This window comes from Ruegeria arenilitoris (assembly GCF_013030985.1).
GTDB lineage: Bacteria > Pseudomonadota > Alphaproteobacteria > Rhodobacterales > Rhodobacteraceae > Ruegeria > Ruegeria arenilitoris_B.
This window is the reverse complement of the sequence record NZ_WPYP01000011.1, coordinates 79,831-96,751: the sequence shown is the minus strand read 5'-3', so window position 1 is coordinate 96,751 and position 16,921 is coordinate 79,831. Positions and strand designations below refer to the sequence as shown.

Annotated in this window: 21 protein-coding genes; 11 read left to right on the top strand and 10 right to left on the bottom strand. The window is 61.7% G+C overall.

The features are described from left to right. Nucleotides 1-29 precede the first annotated feature (29 nt). The 3 genes from GOX88_RS19610 to GOX88_RS19600 form a co-directional block, all read right to left on the bottom strand. Entirely contained in the window at nt 30-1,325 is a 1,296-nt protein-coding gene (locus tag GOX88_RS19610) for a flagellar hook protein FlgE (protein ID WP_170405855.1), read from the bottom strand. A 97-nt stretch (nt 1,326-1,422) separates the two neighbouring features. After that, nucleotides 1,423-2,259: a flagellar motor protein MotB gene (locus GOX88_RS19605; RefSeq protein WP_170405853.1), complete on the bottom strand. Its 837-nt coding sequence runs from the start codon at nt 2,257-2,259 to the stop codon at nt 1,423-1,425. Nucleotides 2,260-2,345: 86 nt separating this feature from the next. Next, nucleotides 2,346-3,665 (bottom strand): FliI/YscN family ATPase, encoded by a 1,320-nt coding sequence (locus GOX88_RS19600; RefSeq protein WP_437436437.1) that lies wholly within the window; start codon nt 3,663-3,665, stop codon nt 2,346-2,348. A gap of 105 nt (nt 3,666-3,770) precedes the next feature. Here GOX88_RS19600 and GOX88_RS19595 point away from each other — a divergent pair, with 105 nt between their 5' ends. The 9 genes from GOX88_RS19595 to GOX88_RS19555 are packed head-to-tail and all read left to right on the top strand — an operon-like array spanning nt 3,771 to nt 8,329. Then, the gene (locus GOX88_RS19595) at nt 3,771-4,157 is read left to right on the top strand and encodes a FlgB family protein (RefSeq protein WP_170405846.1); all 387 of its coding nucleotides are present in this window, start codon (nt 3,771-3,773) and stop codon (nt 4,155-4,157) included. A gap of 12 nt (nt 4,158-4,169) precedes the next feature. Next, the gene (gene flgC / locus GOX88_RS19590) at nt 4,170-4,556 is read left to right on the top strand and encodes a flagellar basal body rod protein FlgC (RefSeq protein ID WP_170405843.1); all 387 of its coding nucleotides are present in this window, start codon (nt 4,170-4,172) and stop codon (nt 4,554-4,556) included. Nucleotides 4,557-4,568: 12 nt separating this feature from the next. Next, entirely contained in the window at nt 4,569-4,859 is a 291-nt protein-coding gene (fliE, locus tag GOX88_RS19585) for a flagellar hook-basal body complex protein FliE (RefSeq protein ID WP_170405836.1), read from the top strand. 4 nt (nt 4,860-4,863) lie between these two features. Continuing rightward, entirely contained in the window at nt 4,864-5,136 is a 273-nt protein-coding gene (locus tag GOX88_RS19580) for a flagellar biosynthetic protein FliQ (protein ID WP_170405833.1), read from the top strand. Next, entirely contained in the window at nt 5,136-5,846 is a 711-nt protein-coding gene (locus tag GOX88_RS19575) for a flagellar hook-basal body complex protein (protein ID WP_170405830.1), read from the top strand. Before GOX88_RS19580 ends, GOX88_RS19575 begins: the two co-directional genes overlap by 1 nt. 22 nt (nt 5,847-5,868) lie before the next feature. After that, nucleotides 5,869-6,654, top strand: coding sequence for a flagellar basal-body rod protein FlgG (flgG, locus tag GOX88_RS19570; protein ID WP_170405828.1), 786 nt, complete (start codon nt 5,869-5,871; stop codon nt 6,652-6,654). Beyond that, a complete protein-coding gene (flgA, locus tag GOX88_RS19565; protein ID WP_170405825.1) occupies nt 6,654-7,070 on the top strand; it encodes a flagellar basal body P-ring formation chaperone FlgA in 417 nt (138 codons plus the stop codon). The genes flgG and flgA overlap by 1 nt, the downstream gene beginning before the upstream one ends. Further along, nucleotides 7,070-7,801 carry a flagellar basal body L-ring protein FlgH gene (flgH, locus tag GOX88_RS19560; protein WP_170405822.1) on the top strand — a complete coding sequence of 244 codons (732 nt, stop codon included), beginning with the start codon at nt 7,070-7,072 and terminating at the stop codon, nt 7,799-7,801. The genes flgA and flgH overlap by 1 nt, the downstream gene beginning before the upstream one ends. A gap of 9 nt (nt 7,802-7,810) precedes the next feature. Further along, complete coding sequence (locus tag GOX88_RS19555) at nt 7,811-8,329, top strand: flagellar basal body-associated protein FliL (protein WP_170405819.1); 519 nt, start codon at nt 7,811-7,813, stop codon at nt 8,327-8,329. Between the two features lie 24 nt (nt 8,330-8,353). On the opposite strand, the gene GOX88_RS19550 is transcribed toward GOX88_RS19555, so the two are convergent. The 7 genes from GOX88_RS19550 to GOX88_RS19520 form a co-directional block, all read right to left on the bottom strand. Next, nucleotides 8,354-8,737 carry a hypothetical protein gene (locus tag GOX88_RS19550; protein ID WP_170405817.1) on the bottom strand — a complete coding sequence of 128 codons (384 nt, stop codon included), beginning with the start codon at nt 8,735-8,737 and terminating at the stop codon, nt 8,354-8,356. Then, nucleotides 8,734-9,822 carry a flagellar type III secretion system protein FlhB gene (gene flhB, locus GOX88_RS19545; protein ID WP_170405814.1) on the bottom strand — a complete coding sequence of 363 codons (1,089 nt, stop codon included), beginning with the start codon at nt 9,820-9,822 and terminating at the stop codon, nt 8,734-8,736. The genes GOX88_RS19550 and flhB overlap by 4 nt, the downstream gene beginning before the upstream one ends. Further along, complete coding sequence (locus GOX88_RS19540; RefSeq protein WP_170406024.1) at nt 9,819-10,538, bottom strand: flagellar biosynthetic protein FliR; 720 nt, start codon at nt 10,536-10,538, stop codon at nt 9,819-9,821. Before GOX88_RS19540 ends, flhB begins: the two co-directional genes overlap by 4 nt. A gap of 50 nt (nt 10,539-10,588) precedes the next feature. Continuing rightward, on the bottom strand, nt 10,589-12,616 hold the full coding sequence (gene flhA / locus GOX88_RS19535) for a flagellar biosynthesis protein FlhA (RefSeq protein ID WP_174826191.1): 2,028 nt from the start codon (nt 12,614-12,616) through the stop codon (nt 10,589-10,591). A gap of 69 nt (nt 12,617-12,685) precedes the next feature. Further along, the gene (locus GOX88_RS19530; RefSeq protein ID WP_254436261.1) at nt 12,686-13,378 is read right to left on the bottom strand and encodes a lytic transglycosylase domain-containing protein; all 693 of its coding nucleotides are present in this window, start codon (nt 13,376-13,378) and stop codon (nt 12,686-12,688) included. A 73-nt stretch (nt 13,379-13,451) separates the two neighbouring features. Next, nucleotides 13,452-13,880, bottom strand: a complete 429-nt coding sequence (locus GOX88_RS19525) for an Lrp/AsnC family transcriptional regulator (protein WP_170405808.1) — start codon at nt 13,878-13,880, stop codon at nt 13,452-13,454. Nucleotides 13,881-13,915: 35 nt separating this feature from the next. Next, complete coding sequence (locus GOX88_RS19520) at nt 13,916-15,148, bottom strand: MFS transporter (protein ID WP_170406018.1); 1,233 nt, start codon at nt 15,146-15,148, stop codon at nt 13,916-13,918. Nucleotides 15,149-15,345: 197 nt separating this feature from the next. Between GOX88_RS19520 and GOX88_RS19515 the strand changes: the two genes are divergently transcribed. Together GOX88_RS19515 and GOX88_RS19510 are read left to right on the top strand one after the other, a co-directional pair. Next, nucleotides 15,346-15,960 carry a ribonuclease D gene (locus GOX88_RS19515; RefSeq protein ID WP_170405805.1) on the top strand — a complete coding sequence of 205 codons (615 nt, stop codon included), beginning with the start codon at nt 15,346-15,348 and terminating at the stop codon, nt 15,958-15,960. Continuing rightward, entirely contained in the window at nt 15,957-16,919 is a 963-nt protein-coding gene (locus GOX88_RS19510; RefSeq protein ID WP_170405802.1) for a KpsF/GutQ family sugar-phosphate isomerase, read from the top strand. Before GOX88_RS19515 ends, GOX88_RS19510 begins: the two co-directional genes overlap by 4 nt. Nucleotides 16,920-16,921: the final 2 nt, after the last annotated feature.

Here is a 16,921-nt window from a genome sequence, read left to right as displayed (position 1 = left end):
CAGCCCCCCTTTCCGGGTCAAAACCCAAATCAGCGTTTGATGTTGGTGGTTTCCTGCAGCATCTCGTCGACCGTTTTGATCACCGTCGCGCTCGAGGAATAGGCGCGTTGGGTCTGAATCAGAGAGGTCAGTTCGGTCGCGATGTCGGTGGTCGATTCCTCGCGTGCAAAGGACACCAGATCGCCGGTTGGCCCTTCGCCCGCGTTCCACAGGAAGAAGGTGCCGCTTTCACGGGACGGCGCGTAGGTCTGGCTGTCCAGTGCGGTCAGACCGTTGGGGTTGGGTACATCCGCAAGCGGAATCTGGAACATGCGTCGGCTGACACCAGTGTCATAAAACGCGTAGACATAGCCATTCTCATCCACCTGAACGCTGGTCATAGTCCCCACGGCCGACCCATCGCGCGTGATCGAAACCGGAGCGAAAGTGTCGGACAGCTGTGTGATGCCATCGGCGTCGCCGATCTGGCCGATATTGACCTCCATCGGGCCACCGGCCACGTTCACCACAAGACCGCCCGTGGTCGGATCGTAAGCCCCGCCAGATACGGTCGTCACACTTGCCAGCGTGCCGCCCGCTGTCCGGCTGTCCGTGAAGGTCAGCGTATATTCTCCGATCACCGCCCCGCCCGAAGCCGAATCGCGCAGGATCATGGTCCATTCATTGCTGCTGCCGGCTGCGGGCACGGTTGGCACAAGCTCGATATCGACGCTTTCGGATTTGCCAAGGTTGTCGAAATACTCAACCGACAGGGGCTGCGTGTCACCCGGCGCGCCGGCTTCGGTTGCCGTTGCCGGCAAGTTCATGCGCAGGTTCATTGCCGTGGTCGGAGAGCCGGACAGCTGATTGACGCTAAGCTGGATGGGCTCCAGCGCCGCCGGAGTGTCCCGTGGCACCGCCGGAATCGTTCCGTCCGGATTGGCCCGCCAGCCCAGCAGGACAAGGCCGGATTCGGTGACCAGATACCCTTCTTCATTGGTGCGGAACGATCCGGTGGTGGTCAGCTGCATCTCATTCGATCCGCCCGCGATCTGCGAGCTTGGGCGCACCGGCAACATGCCGCGCCCGCGCACCGCCAGATCGGTCGAGTTGTTGGTGGTCACCAGCGATCCGCGCTGGTCGATCAGGCGCTGGCTGGTGGTTCTGACCCCGCCCGCAGAATAGCTGCCGCCCTGGCCCGACGTGACCATCGAATGAAAATCCGTTTCGACCCGTTTGTAGCCGAAGGTCGAAGAGTTCGCGATGTTGTCCGAAATGGTGGCCAGCCGGTTGGCGTTGGCCTTCAATGAAGCCACACCGGCATTCAGCGAGGAGGAAATCGTCATTGGCACGCCCTTCTGTTGCGTCAATCTTTGATGCAACAGCTAACGCACTGCCCCTTAACAGCGCGCTAACAGGTAAAATGCGTCTATCCTCTGGCCTTCAGGTCTCGCGCAGGAAGATGATCTCGATCCGGTTGTTGCGCACGGCCATCGGGTTCTCATCTGACAACTCCCGGTCGGCGTGGCCGGTCACGCGATCCAGTCGCGACGTCGTAAACCCCTTATCTTCAAGCAGTTGACGCACCACCTGCGCGCGTGAGGTCGATATCTCCCAGGACGGATCGTGTGCCAGAACCACGGGCGAGGCGCTGACATGGCCTTCGACCGCCACGTCATTGGTCACCAGATCCGAAGACCGCGCCACCAGCAACGCCAGCGCCCGCATCATCGTTGTCGGTTCATCGGTACCCGATTCGAACAGCGGTTGATCCTCGGTGTCGAACAGCTCGACCACCAGACCTTCGTCGGTGACGCGCGTGACGATGTGTTTCAGTACCTTGTCCGAGACCATACTTTCGCCGGTATGCCCCAGAAGCTGGGCCTCGAGCGTCGAGAATTCGTCGGACACTTCTTTGCCGCCATCCGGATGAACCCCAATCGAACCCCGCGCTTGCCGGGCGACTGTGGGATGTCGTTTGGCCGCCCCCGAGCCATCCATCACCATGGTCTTTTCGGAAAACATGTTATTGCCGCCAAAGGCTCCGTCGCCACCGCCCGTGACTGGATTGACCGGAATCGTCGGCGAGAAATAATCCGCCAGCCCCTTGCGTTGTTTCTCAGTCGTTGCATTCAGCAGCCACATCAACATGAAGAACGCCATCATGGCCGTGACAAAGTCGGCATATGCGACCTTCCACGCGCCACCGTGGTGACCATCGCCACCTGACACACGTTTCTTCTTGATGATGATTGGCGCCGCATTGGATTGCGCACCCATCTCCACCACCTTTTTTATCACCCGACTACAGGCGTAGCCGGGCAGGTCTTAAGGTGGGCTTAACACTTAAAACTGTCCGGACTTCTCTAGCGCGGCAGGTTGGCGCTGGCCCGCCGCAGGATCAGTTGCAGTCGGTTAAAACTGTTCTGGATGCCGTCGGGCTCAGCCTTGCCGAAGAACGCATCCAGTTCCTCGTGCACCCGCACGGCCTGATCCAGCAGCGGGTCTGCGCCTTCCGTATAAAGCCCGGCCTTGATCATCACCTCGGACTGTTCATAGCTGCCGACCAGCTTGCGGGTTTCCGAGATCATCTGGTTTTCTTCCGGTGTCGCCGCGCCCGGCAGGCTGCGCGAGACTGAGCGGCTGAGGTCGATGGCCGGAAACCGCCCGCGCTCGGCAATGTCGCGGTTCAGCACGATATGCCCGTCCAACACGCCGCGCAGGATGTCGGCGACGGGTTCATCCATGTCCGACCCGGCGACCAGAACGCTGAACACGGCAGTGATATCGCCCTGATCGGCGGTGCCCGGACCCGCGCGTTCGCACAGCCCGGCGATCAGCGGCGTGACCGACGGGGGAAAGCCGCGCAGTGAGGGCGCTTCGCCCATCGCGACGGCAATCTCCCGATGTGCTTCGGCAAAGCGGGTGACCGAATCGGCCAGAAAAAGCACGTTCAACCCTTGGTCACGCAGGTATTCCGCCACCGACATGGCCGACCACGCGCAGCGTCTGCGGGCCAGCGCCGACTGATCCGAGGTCGCCGCTACCACGACCGAGCGTTTCATCCCCTCGGCCCCCAGCGCGTGTTCGACGAATTCATTCACCTCGCGCCCGCGTTCGCCCACCAGCGCCACCACGACAGCGTCCGCTTGCATCGAACGTGCCAGCGTCGCCAGCAGGGTGGACTTGCCCACACCCGACCCGGCGAACAGGCCAATGCGCTGTCCTTGCACCACGGGCAGCATGGTGTTGAGCATCGCCAACCCGGTCTCCATCCGCGCGCCCAGCGGTTTGCGTGCCACCGCCGGGGGCGGCGCACGCATGATGTCCTGCTCCTGCACACCCGGCAGCAGGGGCTTTCCGTCCAGCGGTTTGCCGAACGGATCAATCACACGCCCCAGCCAGTGCATCCCAGGTGCAAAAGCCGGTGTCTGGTCCAGAATCACCCGATCACCCAAACAGACTCCATCGGGTGCAGCGGTCGGCATCATGTGAATCACCTCGGCCTCGACATGCAGCACTTCACCCGGCAAATCCGGCCCGCTGCGCCGCCGCAGCGTCAGGTGGTCGCCGATCCGCGCCTGCCCCTCAAGCCCCTGTATTTCAATGACACCCCGCGCCACGCCGGACACGCGGCCCATATGGCGCACAGCCGACAGGCGATCGAATTCGCATTTCAGAAGCATCGGGTCGAGATCGGACATCGTGGGTTCTCCAACGGGTTTCTGAAAACGCTTTCTAAAGGAATCGGGGTTAAGCCTTGATTGAAATTGATCGAGGGAGAAGCCCCGATGTTCTATGACCTGAACGTCTTTAAGACAGCGCACGCAATGGCAACCCATGCCGGGCAACGGCAGGCCGTCATCGCGCGCAACATGGCCAATGCGGATACGCCGGGCTACCAGCCGCGCGATATCGAGGCCTTTCAGAAAGCATTCGAAAACGCGGGCCGCGAGGTCGCCATGACCGCCACGCGGGCGGGTCACCTGAACGGTGCCTCAGGCCCTCAGCCCTGGGCCGAATATGAGGTCGCGCCCTCGGGCGATCCCAATGGTAACGGCGTGTCCGTCGAGGAAGAGATGTTCAAAGCGGTCGAGGTCAAGCGCCAGCATGACCGCGCGCTGACAATCTATAAATCCTCGATGAACATTCTGCGCAGCAGTATTGGCCGGTCATAGGGGGGCAGGAACATGAGTGATTTTTCCCATTCCCTTGCGGCCTCGACCAGCGCCTTGCGCGCGCAATCAGCACGGCTGCGGCATGTATCCGAAAACATCTCGAACGCCGACACACCGGGCTATCGCCGCAAGACAGTGCCGTTTGAGACGGTGCAGAAGGACGGGCGCGAAGTGGTGCAGGCCGGGCGCGTCAAGCTGGACCGCCGCGACGGGACACGCATCTATGATCCCGGGCACCCGATGGCCGATGAAACCGGTCATTATCGCGGCTCGAATGTCGATCTGATGATCGAGATCGCCGACGCCCGCGAGGCGCAGCGCAGCTACGAAGCCAATCTCAAGATGTTCGACCAGACACGCCAGATGTCGTCGAGCCTGATGGAACTTCTCAGAAGATAAAAGGACACCAGAATGGATATCCGATCCCTGACCGCAGCTCAGAATTATGCCGTTGCGCGCCCGGCCACGCAGGCCGATCCCAACCACGCCGGACTGGCACAGGGGCTGCGCAACACGTTTCAGGATTTTGCGGCAACGTTGAAACAAAGCGAGCAGGTCTCGCAGGCCGCCATGACCGGGCAGGCCGATCCGCACGCGCTGGTGCAGGCGCTGGCGCAGACCGAGCTGGCCGTCGAAACGGCCGTGGTCGTGCGCGACAAGGTGGTCGAGGCCTATCAGGAAATCCTGCGGATGCCGGTCTGACGAGATGCTGAGCGAAGGTCTCTTCTATGACATCGTGCGTCAGGCGCTGTGGGTCGCGGTGATCACCTCGGTCCCGATCCTGGCGGTGGCGCTGGTGTCGGGCCTGATCGTCGGCCTGTTCCAGGCGCTGACCTCGGTGCAGGAGATGACGCTGACCTTCGTGCCCAAGCTGATCGCCATTGTCGTCGTGTTCTGGATTTCGATGGGTTTCATGACCCAGACGCTGGTGACGTTTTTCACCACAACCCTCATCCCACTGATCGCAGGAGGCCGCTGATGGATACCGCCTATGTCACCCTGTCCCGCCAGTCCGGACTGATGAATGAAATGCGGCTGGTGGCGAATAACATCGCCAATGCCAACACAACCGGATACCGCGCGCAGGGTCTGGTGTTTTCCGAATTCGTCCAGGACATACCGGGCAACCCGTCCCTGTCGATGAGCCGGGCCGAGGCGCGCAATACCTCGCAGCAGCAGGGGTTGCTGACCGAAACAGGAGGCCAGTTCGATTTCGCCATCGAAGGGGACGGGTTTTTCATGGTCGAAACCGAGTCGGGCAACCGTCTGACGCGGGCGGGTGCCTTTTCCCCAAGCGCCGAGGGTGATCTGGTCACGATGGATGGGCACCGGGTGCTGGATGTGAACGGCGCGCCTGTTTTCATCCCGCCGGATGCGGCCTCGATCGATGTGGGCAGTGACGGCACGCTCAGTATCGAAGGGCAGCCGCTGGGGCAGATCGGTGTCTACCGCGTGGCCGACCCCAGCACGCTGGTGCGCGAAGGCAGCACGCATTTCCGCGCCGAGGATGAGATTGAACCGGTGGAAAGCCCGGTGGTTGTGCATCGTTTCCTCGAAGGGTCCAACGTCAACGCCGTTCATCAGGTGACCCGGCTGGTCGAAATCCAGCGCGCCTATGAGCTGGGGCAGAGCTTTCTGGAAACCGAAGACGAACGAGTGCGCGGCGCGCTCAAGGCGCTGATGCGTTGATTTGTGAAAAGGAGAGTTCAACATGCGGGCATTGAAAATCGCAGCGACGGGCATGGCTGCGCAGCAGATGCGGGTCGAGACGATCTCGAACAATCTGGCGAACACGAACACCACCGGCTACAACGCCCGCCGGGCCGAGTTCGCGGATCTGCACTATCAGCAGATGGCACGGGCCGGGACAGTGAACGCCAATGACGGCACGGTCCTGCCCACCGGCATTCAGCTGGGCCTGGGCGTGCGCCCGGCGGCTGTCACGGTGCAACTGGCGCAGGGCGGGTTGTCGGCCACTGGCAATGATCTGGACGTCGCCATCGAAGGCCGCGGTTATCTTGAGGTGACGCTGACCAACGGCCAGTCCGGCTTTACCCGCGATGGCAGTCTGAAACGCTCGGCCGAGGGGCTGATCGTGACGTCCGACGGGTACGCGGTGGCGCCCGAGATCACCATTCCCGACGATGCGCATTCAATCTCGATCAACGCCTCCGGCGAAGTTTATGCCTATTTCGACGATGCGCCCGAGGGGCAGCTGTTAGGGGAAATTACGCTGGCCAGTTTCTCGAACGCCAAGGGGCTCGAGGCGATCGGCAGCAACTTGTTCAAAGAAACCGAAGCGTCCGGCGCGCCGGTGGTCGGAACCCCGGGCGAAGACGGGCTGGGCACCTTGCGGCAGGGCTACCTGGAGGACAGCTCGGTCGATGCGATCCGCGAGGTGACCGAACTGATCGAGGCGCAGCGCGGATATGAGATGAACGCCAAGGTCATTTCCGCCGTCGATCAGATGATGGGCGCAACGACGCAGGTGCGGTGATGCGGGTCCTGATCCTGGTACTAGGGTTGCTGATACCGGTGTTGGCGCAAGCTGACATCGTTGTGCCGACACGCACCATTCGCGCAAAGGAAATCATCTCGGCCACCGATCTCGAAATCAAGGCGCAGCAAGTGCCCGGAGCGGTGACCGATCCCGAAATTCTGATCGGGCAAGAGGCCCGCGTCGCGCTCTACCCCGGGCGCCCGATCCACGCCGGGGATGTTGGCGCGCCGGCGCTGGTGGATCGCAACGATCTGGTTGTGCTGATCTTTGACCGCAAACCGCTGTCGATCACCGCCGAAGGCCGCGCGCTGGGGCGCGGGGCCGCCGGGGAGCGCATCCGGGTCATGAACTTGTCCTCCCGTACAACCGTGACTGGTCTTATCCGGCCCGACGGCCAAATCGAGGTGAAATGATGTCAGCTCTTTCGAAATCTCTGTTGCTTGCGGTTCTTGCCGTTTCGGCCTGTGGTCGGGTGGATCATCTGGGAAAGCCACCCAGTTTCACCCCGAATGAGGACTCGCCCGAACATGTCGCCATGTTGTGGCCGGGCCTGCCGCTGCACACACAACCGCAGCGCAATGTCGACCGGTCCTCGTTGTGGAGCGGTGGCCAGCAATCGCTGCTGGGCGATCAGCGGGCGATCAAAAAGGGTGATATCCTGACGGTTGTGATCGAGCTGGACGAGAAAGCCGAATTCTCGAATGACACGGAACGTTCGCGCTCGGCCTCGGAAAGTCTGGGGATCGTCGGCCTGTTCGGCCTGCCGCAGCGCGCGGCCAAGCATCTGCCGGAGGGTGCGTCGCTTGCTGACGCGGTCGAGATCGACTCGTCCTCGGAAAGCACGGGCGAAGGATCGGTGAAACGCAAGGAGAAGCTGACCCTGCGCGTGGCCGCCACCGTCGTCGATGTGCTGCCGAACGGCGTTTTGTCGATCTCGGGCTCGCAGGAACTGCGTGTGAACTTCGAACTGCGCGAGCTGTTGGTGGCAGGCTATGTGCGGCCGCAAGATATCTCGCGGCAGAATGAGATCACCTATGACAAGATCGCCTCGGCTCGTGTGTCTTATGGTGGGCGCGGGCAGATCACCGATGTGCAGCAGCCGCGATATGGCCAGCAAATCCTTGACGCCGTGCTGCCGTATTAAGGAGCAGAAATGATGAAGAAACTGTTGCCCGTCATCTTTCTGCTGCTCGGCCTGGGGGCCGGTATCGGTGCCGGCGTCATGCTGTCACCCTCGGAATCGAAAGAGACTGCAAAGCAGGAAAGGCCGGACGCCAAGACAGAAAAACCAATGGAGAAATCTGTCAAAGCCAAGGATGGCAGGGCGGCGAAAAAGGACAAGCCAAGCGACTATGAGTATCTCAAGCTGACCAAACAGTTTGTGGTGCCGGTCGTAGATTCCGAGCGTATCGAGGCGCTGGTCACCATGTCGCTGAGCCTTGAGATCACCCCCGGCATGACCGAGGCTTTCTACGCGGTCGAGCCAAAGCTGCGCGACGGGTTCCTGCAGGTCATGTTCGATCACGCCAACACGGGCGGTTTCGACGGTGCCTTCACCGAGTCCGATAACCTGAAAGTGCTGCGAAAAGCACTGCTGGAGACGGCGCGCAGAGATCTCGGGGATGATGTCTCGCAGGTCTTGATCATGAGTGTCAGCCGCCAGGATGTTTGATCCGGGCGGCGCAGTCGTAGCCGGTTAAACGGAAAGTTTCTTGTTTAGCGCACGTTTGCGCGCGTCTTTCTGGGCCGTTGACAGGTTTAAAACAGCCTGTTTGCGGCCAAAGGCCGTGCGCAACGCCCCCATCGCCGTCAGCTTTTGCGCCCGCAGCCGGGCGAGTTCCATGTTCAGTTGGCGGCGCGTCGCTGATTCCCACCCATTCCACAGAACGTCCGTGCCGGTGACGCGGTATCCTTCGGCTGAGGCGCTGTCCTGTCGGGATTGCAGCACCTGAGCATCCAGCCGCGCCAGTTGTTGCTGCACCCGGGCCTCGGCTTCGATCAGTGGGCGAAGGGTGTTGTATTCCTTCTGGAACGCAGCTTCGGTGACTTTTTCGAGGTCTGAAAATCCACCCTGTCTCATCTGATCTGTCCCTTCACCCGTTTGCGCATCGCCTCGGCAAACCGGATCGCGGCGGCCACGGGGCGATAGTGCTCTTCGGCGATTTCCTGTCCGATCTCGACGGCGGCATGAAGCGCACGCGCGGTGGGTGGATCGGAGTGAATGGGAACTCCAGACTCGGCGGCGCGTGCACGGATTGCCGCGGCGACCTCATCCACGCCCTTGGCCACGCAGACCGGCGCCGAGCCCGCCGTGCGGGCCCATTTCAGCGCCACCGCAAAGTGGGTCGGGTTGACGATCACCACATCTGCTGAGGGCACATCCGACATCATCTGGTTTGTCGCGATATCCTGCGCCCGCTGACGGCGTTGCTGTTTCACATGCGGATCGCCCTCGGCATCCTTGGTTTCGTCCTGGATTTCCTTGCGCGACATCCGGTTCTTGCGCATGTGCTCGGCGTATTGCCACAGATAATCCACCACCCCGATTGCCAGGGCCACGGCGATGACGATGAACAGGAAGCGAAACAGCAGGTTCATCATCAGCATCACCGAAGATCGCGCCGGGGCTGCGCTGGCCGATAGAATTTCGCTTAGGTTCGCGCGCAGGAAAAGCGCCAGGCAGGTGCCGTAGATCGCAAGTTTCACAAAGCTCTTGGCAAATTCGAAGAGGCCCCCTCGCCCGAACTTGTTTTTGGCGTTTGACAGGATTGAGACGCGGGACAGCTTTGGTTTCAGCTTGCTGGGCGCAAAGATCAGTGCGCGCTGGGAGATCAGGCTGAGCAATACGGCAGTGGCGGGCAGGGCGAACAGGATCGAGACCGACAGCAAGGCGGCTTTCAACATCCCACCAACCGGGCTGGCCGCCGGACCGTCAGTCAATAAAGGGGCAAAGGTTTCCGCTTGGTCGATCAACACGACAAACAGCGTCCCCAAGTGCTGGACGCCAAACTGGCCGGCTGCAAACAACGCGATGAGAAACCCGGTATAGGCAGCCACAACGGACAGGTCGTTGGATTTGGCAACTTCACCCTTTTCCCGCGCTTTCTGCAGTTTCTGCGGCGTCGGCTCATAGGATTTGTCACTGTCGTCATCCGCTGCGCTCATCGTACACCCTCAAGCGGGTTCAGCATGAAGGCGAACAGGGCGTCGGACCAGACGGACAGAATCAGCGGGGTTCCGGCGAATAACAGAAACAGGCCAGCAAAGGTGATGGCCGGGGCACCGACAAAGGCCACCATCAGCTGCGGCATCGCGCGATTGATGACCCCTAGCGCGAGATTGTAGATCAGCGAAGCTATGACAAATGGCATGGCCAGCGCAAAAGCCATGCCAAAGCTGCGCGCGATCTGCTGCACGCCCCATTGCGACAGGTCGGGCGCCATCGGAGCCATACCCATCGGAAACAGGGTATAGCTGTAGATCAGGAACTGCGCGACGCGGATGTGCAGGCCCAGCAGTACCGCCAAGGCCAATCCCGCCAAGGTCAGCAGATATCCCATCGCAGGGACCGGGTCTGCCGCGGCTCCGCCCAGAATCTGAGATAATGAGGTCGCCTGCGCCGCAATCGACCCGGCCGTTTGCAAGGCCAGCACGAACAAGCGCAGGCCCATGCCCAGAACCACGCCGATAAGCGTCTCAACCACAATCATCCGCGCCAACGGAAACAGGTCGGATGCGGTACCCGCAGCCTGAACTGCTGGCGCTACAATCAGTGTGAACGCCACCGCGATCCCGAGTTTGACGCGGGCCGGGATGCTGCGTTCTCCGAAAGCCGGCAGTAAGGAGACCATGGCAGAGATTCGTAGAAAGACGGCAAACATGTGCCACAGACCCTCGCCCAGCTGGGGCAGAAGCTCTGGCGGCAGCACGATCACGCGGGCACCGTTCCGACCAGCGCGGGGCGTGCCTCGAGTCCGATTTCCTCGAAGGACAGAACCGGGTTGGCGATGCCGCGCGCGTGCATGATGGTTCGCAGCAGCCTGCGCCGCCGGGTCGAGGTCACCACCGCCGGAAACACCCCGTGATCGGTGGACTGCGCCACACTGTCGACCACACCGTCGGCCAGCTTGTTGAACAGGTTCGGTGGCAGCGCCACGTCCAGCCCGGCATTCGGCGCGTCGATCTGGTAGGTGGCGAAGGTGTCCTCCCATTCCGGGGCCAGCTGGATCAGCGGGATCGAGCCATCCTCGCGTTTCATCTCGGCCACCAATTGGAAGCCCAGCCGTTGCCGGACCAGCTCACAGATACCTTCGGGTTGGGTCGTGGTCAGACGCGCCTCGGCCACGCTTTCCAGGATCAGGGCCATGTTGCGGATCGAGACGCGTTCGTCCAGCAGCAGCCGCAACACCGCGTGCAACGTGTCGATCGGCACCTTGTCGGGGATCAATTCGTCCAGCAGCTTGCGGTTGGCCTCGGCCCGAACCGGATCGCTGAGCCGCGTCATCTCGGACAGCAGGCGGCGCAGGGATTTCAGGGTCAGCAGGCGCGAGAAGTTCTGTTTGATGATCTCAAGCAGATGGGTCGCCAGAATCTCGGGCGGAGAGACAATGGTGGCCCCGCTCATCGCGGCGGCCTCCCGGTCCTTGGGTAGAATCCAACGGGCGGGGGCGCCATAGACCGGCTCGGTCACATCATTGCCGTCGGGCAGCATGTCGCGGTCATCCTGCACCAGCGCCAGTACCAGATCGGGGTTCAGAACGCCGCGGGCCTGTTCGACCCCCTGCACCTTGACCACATAGGTGCCCATGGGCAGATCGGCGCGGTCGGTCAGTCGGATATCAGGCAGGATCAGGCCAAAGCTTGAGGCGACATAGGTCCGCATATTGGCGATCCGCGCGTCCAGGCCGGTGCCGGGGTTCAAAACCATGCTGACCAGATCGGGGGCGAACTCCAGATGCACGTCGTCCAGATCCAGGATGTCGCCAATGGCCTGCGAGACCGGCGTTTCATCCTGTGGCGTGGGCTCCAGCGCCGCCTCTTCTTCGGCCTTTTGTTTGCGGTGCACGTTGAAGGCGGCATAGCCCAATACGCCCGCGCCCAGAATGAAGGGCAGGAAGGGCAGGCCGGGAACCAGCGCGAACAGCACCATCAGAATTGCAACCGTGCCCAGCGCCGCCGGATGCTTGCCCAGCTGCGAGAAAATGGCGTTGTCGGTGGCCCCTTGCGTGCCGCCGCGTGCCAGCAGCAGGGCCGAGGCGATGGAAATGATCACTGCGGGGATTTGCGAGACCAGGCCATCCCCCACAGTCAGGATCGCATAGGTTTCGAACGCTGCTGAGATCGGCATCCCGTGAACGATCACGCCCATGATCAGACCCATCACAAGGTTCAGCAGTGTGATCAGCAACCCGGCAACCGCGTCGCCCTTGACGAATTTCGACGCCCCGTCGAGTGAGCCGAAGAAGGTCGTCTCCTGCTGCTCACGCTCGCGCCGTTCTTTGGCCTGTTGGTGGTCGATGGCGCCCGCGGACATATCGCTGTCGATGGCCAGTTGTTTGCCGGGCATCCCGTCCAGTGCGAACCGCGCGCCAACCTCGGCCATGCGCGCGGCGCCCTTGGTGATGACCATGAAATTCACGATCAGCAGCACGCCGAACACCACCAGCCCAAGGAAGATGCTGCCGCCCATGACGAAATCGGCAAAGCCCTCGATCACGTCTCCGGCGGCGTTGGGGCCGGTGTGCCCGTCTCCGATGATCAGTTTGGTCGAGGAGACGTTCAGCGACAGCCGCAACATCAGCGAGGCCAGCAGGATCGTCGGGAAAGAGGAAAAATCCAGCGGCCGCTCGATAAAAAGTGTCAGCGTGAAGATCAGGATCGCCAGCGCGAAGGACGCCGCCAGCCCCACGTCCAGCACCCAGGCGGGCATCGGCAGGATCATCATCACGATGACTGTCATCAGTGCCAGCGCCAGAAGCACGGTCGGAGAGAACAGGGAACGGGCGTCGATCTTGGGCACGCAGGCCTCCTAGTTGAACGAGATAAAGGCGGTGGCGGTGCCCGAGGGCGGAACCAGTGACCCCAAAACGCTGCCGGATTGGGGCAGGTTGACCGGGATCAGAGGGCTTGCGGCGGTGGTGAACGGGTCGCGCGCTACCTGCAGGGGCGCTTCGGGTACGGTTTGGCCCAGCTGCGCCAGAACGGTCTGGAACCGGCCGGAATAGGCGTTGGCCAGCGACGGTGTGCGTGAATGATAAGCCCCGACAGCGGCGGGCCATGAGCCAAGCTCGGCATAAAGGTCTTTCAGGAAACGGGCCGCGTAAGTGGCGTTTTCATCCGGGTCGAACATGGCGTCGATCGACCGGAACGCTTTACCATGCCAGCGGTAGTTGATCTGGAAGCAGCCGATGTCAAAGCTGCGCTTGCCCGCCTTGAAGATGTTGAAAACGTAGGATTTCGCCTCGATTTCAGAGGTAAACCAAAACCCCTGCCCTTCGACATTGATGGTCCAGGGCCAGGGTTCCAGGCGCCCGTCCCGCAAGCGTCCGGTTTCCACCCTTGCAATCGCGCGCAGAACGTCCAGCGGGACGCCTTCGGAGCGCGCAGCCCGCTGCGCGGCTGAGTCACAGACACCGGCCACACGGGCATCAGGCATGGCAAAGCCCTGCTGCGCCGCACACAGCGCAAGGAAAGTCAGGCCAAAGATCAAACGATGGGGCATTCTGCCGGTCCGGGATTCTGATCAGTCCCGGCCAAGCTAGTCCCGCTTGGGTTTACAGAGGGTTATCAGCCACCTAATTCCGGTCGATCCGGCGGCCGAAGACAACGCTGGTATTGGTGCGCAGCACGCCGGGGATCTTGGCCAGATCGTCGACCAGAATGTCCAGATCCTCGATCCTTGGGGCCTCGGCCGACAGCAGCAGGTCAAACTCGCCATTGATGGACAGGCAGAGTTTCACTTCCGGATAGGCCTCGAGCCGTTTGATGATGCGCCTGGTTTCCTTTTGCTGCACTTCCAGCAGCACCACGACCTGCACGCGCGGGGCGTCTTCAGAGCTGTTTAAAACCACCGAGTATCCGGCGATCACGCCGTTTTCTTCCATCCGCCGAATGCGTTCATGCACGGTGGTTCGGGCCACGCCTAGTTTTGCGGCGATTTTTGAGGTCGTCTCGCGGGCGTTGTGCTGCAGGGCAGCGATAATGCGGCGGTCTAGTTGGTCCATGATCCCCAAGGTGTAATGCACAGGGGGCGGGAGGCTCAAGACATGTCAGAGCGTTCTGTTGAAACGGCTTTCCGACCCGGGCGCGGCCAGATCAGGGCCGCCGCCACAAGGCCGGGCGACGCGACCACAGACATGACCGCAAGCGTCGTTGCGGTGTTGGTCGTCGTCATGATCCATCCTGCCAGCGGGTACAGCACCAGCCAGCACGCATGAGACAACGTGAACTGCGCCGCAAAAACGGCAGGTCGGTCCTCGGGGCGGGCCGAGCGGGTCAGTAAGCGACCCGAAGGTGTCAGGGTTGCGGAATAGCCGAACCCGACGAAGGCCCAAAGTACTGCCAGCCCGATCAGAGAGACTTGTGTGACGGCAAACGAAACGGTCGTAACCCCCATGGCCAGGGTGCCGATCGCCGCCCCTGTCAGCATGACGCTGCGGTCTTTGTAGGTATCCAGCAATTTGGGAAGGGTGAACGCGGCCAGCATCGAGCCGCCGCCAAACCCGGCCAGAGCTATGGCAACCGCGCTTTCGGACAGACCCAGATCGGCGCGGACGATGACCACGGTGTTGACGATGACCATCGAACTCAGCGCCGCCGCCGTCCAGTTGAGCGCCAGCAGGCCCCGCAGGCGCGGCGTGTTCAGATACAGGCGGATGCCCCGTGTGGTCCGGTCATAGATGCCTCGGCGTTGCGTGGGTTTGGGCGAAGGCAGGGCAACCGAGACCACAAGCAGGGCCGAGGCGATGAACCCCAGCCCGGTGCCCCAGAACAGGCTGTCAAAGCTGACGATCAACAGCAGCGCGGCGGCCAGCATCGGGCTCAGCAGGCTTTCCAGATCATAGGCCAGCCGCGACAGGGACAAGGCCTTGGTATAGTCCTGCTCGTCCGTCAGAACGTCCGGAATGGTGGCTTGAAAAGCAGGGGTGAACCCGGCCGAAGCCGATTGCAGTACGAAGATCAGCACATAGATCTGCCAGATCTCGGTCACGAAGGGCAGGCAGATCGCAACCAGCGCGCGCACCAGATCCAGTGCCACCAGCATCCGGCGGCGATCCAGCCGTTCGGCAAAGGCCGCAGCGAGGGGGGCGATGGTCACATAGGCGACCATCTTGATCGTCAGGGCCGTGCCCAGAACCATGCCCGCCGCGTCTCCGGCCAGATCATAAGCCAGCAGGCCCAGCGCCACCGTCGCCAGCCCGGTGCCCGTGAGGGCAACCAGTTGGGCCGCCAGCAGGTGGCGATACGTTTGATTTCGCAGAACACTCAGCATCAGCCGGTTGGACCTTTTGACCATTCGAGCCCGCCCCGGAGCCCATGTGACCCGAAGTGTTGCGCCCGAATCCATTTTCCCGTCAATACCTTCAGGGTCAAGAAATCCGCGCAACTTGGCCGCATTCTATTGATAGCGTTGAGTTCGGGGATCAAACCCCCTATCTCGGGGGCGATACCGGACAAAGGAAGACCCGCGTGGCGAACCATCTCTATAAAAACGACCTGCCGGACGGGTTGGACCTGGGCCCTGTTGTGGCCATTGACTGCGAAACCATGGGGCTGAACCCGCATCGGGATCGCCTGTGCGTGATCCAGATGTCTGGTGGTGATGGCAACAGCCATATCGTACAGGTCGAAATGGGTCAGACAGAGGCCCCGAACCTGTGCGCAATGCTGGAAAATCCAGATGTGCTGAAGCTGTTCCATTTCGGTCGGTTTGACATTGCCGCGATGTACCACACCTTTGGGGCATTGGCCGCGCCGGTCTATTGCACCAAGATCGCCAGCCGTCTGGTGCGTACCTACACCGACCGCCACGGCCTCAAAAACCTGTGTCAGGAGCTGATCGGCGTCGATATCTCGAAGCAGCAGCAGATGAGCGACTGGGGCGCCGAGACCCTGACCGATGCGCAGCTGGACTATGCCGCATCGGACGTTCTTTACCTGCACCGCCTGCGCGAAGCGCTGGATGGGCGTCTGGCCCGCGAAGGGCGCACTGAAATGGCGCAGGCATGTTTTGACTTCCTGCCGATGCGTGCGAAACTCGACCTCGCCGGTTGGCCCGAAACGGATATTTTTGCGCACTCATGACCGATACCGAAGCATTCCTGAGAACCGCCCGGCAGGTCGTCACCGACGAAGCCCGCGCGCTGGACGTTCTGGCCGACAGTCTGGACGAACACTTTGCCGAGGCCGTGCAACTGATCCTGCAGGCGCCGGGCCGGATCATCATCAGCGGCATCGGCAAGTCGGGTCATATCGGCCACAAGATTGCCGCGACGCTGGCCAGCACCGGCACGCCCGCCTATTTCGTGCACCCGGCCGAGGCGAGCCATGGTGATCTGGGCATGGTGTCGAAAGGTGACGTGGTTCTGGCCATTTCGAATTCGGGCGAGGCGCCGGAACTGGTGAACCTGCTAGCCTTTACCCGCCGCTTTGGCATTCCGCTGATCGGATTGTCCAGCAAGCCGGAAAGCACGCTGATGAAACAGGCCGACGTGCACCTTTTGATCCCGTCGATGGGTGAGGCCTGTGGCTTCGGCATGGTACCCTCGATTTCCACCACGCTGACGCTGGCGATGGGGGACGCGCTGGCCATCGCGCTAATGAAATACCGCGACTTCAAACCCGAAGATTTCCGCGCCTTCCATCCCGGCGGCAAGCTGGGCGCACAGCTGTCCACCGTACGTGACCTGATGCATAAAGACCTACCTCTGGTGTCCGTTGGCACACCCATGACCGAGGCACTGCTGGTCATGAGTCAGAAAAGTTTCGGCGTCGTCGGCGTGACGGATGAAGCGGGCCGCCTGATGGGCATCGTGACCGATGGCGACTTGCGTCGAAACATGGACGGGCTTCTGAACAAGACCACCGAAGAAGTGATGACCGAAAATCCGCTGACCATCGCACCCAATGCGATGGCAGAAGAGGCAGTTGCGATCATGAACGATCGCAAGATCACCTCGCTGTTCGTGGTCGACCCCGAAACGCAGGGCCCGGCACAAGGGTTGCTGCATATCCACGACTGCCTGCGCGTCGGTCTGGGCTAGGT

Coding starts and splice junctions, on each gene's coding strand:
- GOX88_RS19605 (WP_170405853.1), bottom strand. CDS start 2,259: ATGGGTGCGCAATCCAATGCGGCGCCAATCATCATCAAGAAGAAACGT.
- GOX88_RS19555 (WP_170405819.1), top strand. CDS start 7,811: ATGATGAAGAAACTGTTGCCCGTCATCTTTCTGCTGCTCGGCCTGGGG.
- fliE (WP_170405836.1), top strand. CDS start 4,569: ATGGATATCCGATCCCTGACCGCAGCTCAGAATTATGCCGTTGCGCGC.
- GOX88_RS19600 (WP_437436437.1), bottom strand. CDS start 3,665: ATGCTTCTGAAATGCGAATTCGATCGCCTGTCGGCTGTGCGCCATATG.
- GOX88_RS19530 (WP_254436261.1), bottom strand. CDS start 13,378: ATGCCCCATCGTTTGATCTTTGGCCTGACTTTCCTTGCGCTGTGTGCG.
- flgH (WP_170405822.1), top strand. CDS start 7,070: ATGTCAGCTCTTTCGAAATCTCTGTTGCTTGCGGTTCTTGCCGTTTCG.
- GOX88_RS19595 (WP_170405846.1), top strand. CDS start 3,771: ATGTTCTATGACCTGAACGTCTTTAAGACAGCGCACGCAATGGCAACC.
- flhA (WP_174826191.1), bottom strand. CDS start 12,616: ATGACAGTCATCGTGATGATGATCCTGCCGATGCCCGCCTGGGTGCTG.
- GOX88_RS19525 (WP_170405808.1), bottom strand. CDS start 13,880: ATGGACCAACTAGACCGCCGCATTATCGCTGCCCTGCAGCACAACGCC.
- flhB (WP_170405814.1), bottom strand. CDS start 9,822: ATGAGCGCAGCGGATGACGACAGTGACAAATCCTATGAGCCGACGCCG.
- GOX88_RS19575 (WP_170405830.1), top strand. CDS start 5,136: ATGGATACCGCCTATGTCACCCTGTCCCGCCAGTCCGGACTGATGAAT.
- GOX88_RS19540 (WP_170406024.1), bottom strand. CDS start 10,538: ATGTTTGCCGTCTTTCTACGAATCTCTGCCATGGTCTCCTTACTGCCG.
- GOX88_RS19550 (WP_170405817.1), bottom strand. CDS start 8,737: ATGAGACAGGGTGGATTTTCAGACCTCGAAAAAGTCACCGAAGCTGCG.
- flgA (WP_170405825.1), top strand. CDS start 6,654: ATGCGGGTCCTGATCCTGGTACTAGGGTTGCTGATACCGGTGTTGGCG.
- GOX88_RS19510 (WP_170405802.1), top strand. CDS start 15,957: ATGACCGATACCGAAGCATTCCTGAGAACCGCCCGGCAGGTCGTCACC.
- flgC (WP_170405843.1), top strand. CDS start 4,170: ATGAGTGATTTTTCCCATTCCCTTGCGGCCTCGACCAGCGCCTTGCGC.
- GOX88_RS19610 (WP_170405855.1), bottom strand. CDS start 1,325: ATGACGATTTCCTCCTCGCTGAATGCCGGTGTGGCTTCATTGAAGGCC.
- GOX88_RS19520 (WP_170406018.1), bottom strand. CDS start 15,148: ATGCTGAGTGTTCTGCGAAATCAAACGTATCGCCACCTGCTGGCGGCC.
- flgG (WP_170405828.1), top strand. CDS start 5,869: ATGCGGGCATTGAAAATCGCAGCGACGGGCATGGCTGCGCAGCAGATG.
- GOX88_RS19580 (WP_170405833.1), top strand. CDS start 4,864: ATGCTGAGCGAAGGTCTCTTCTATGACATCGTGCGTCAGGCGCTGTGG.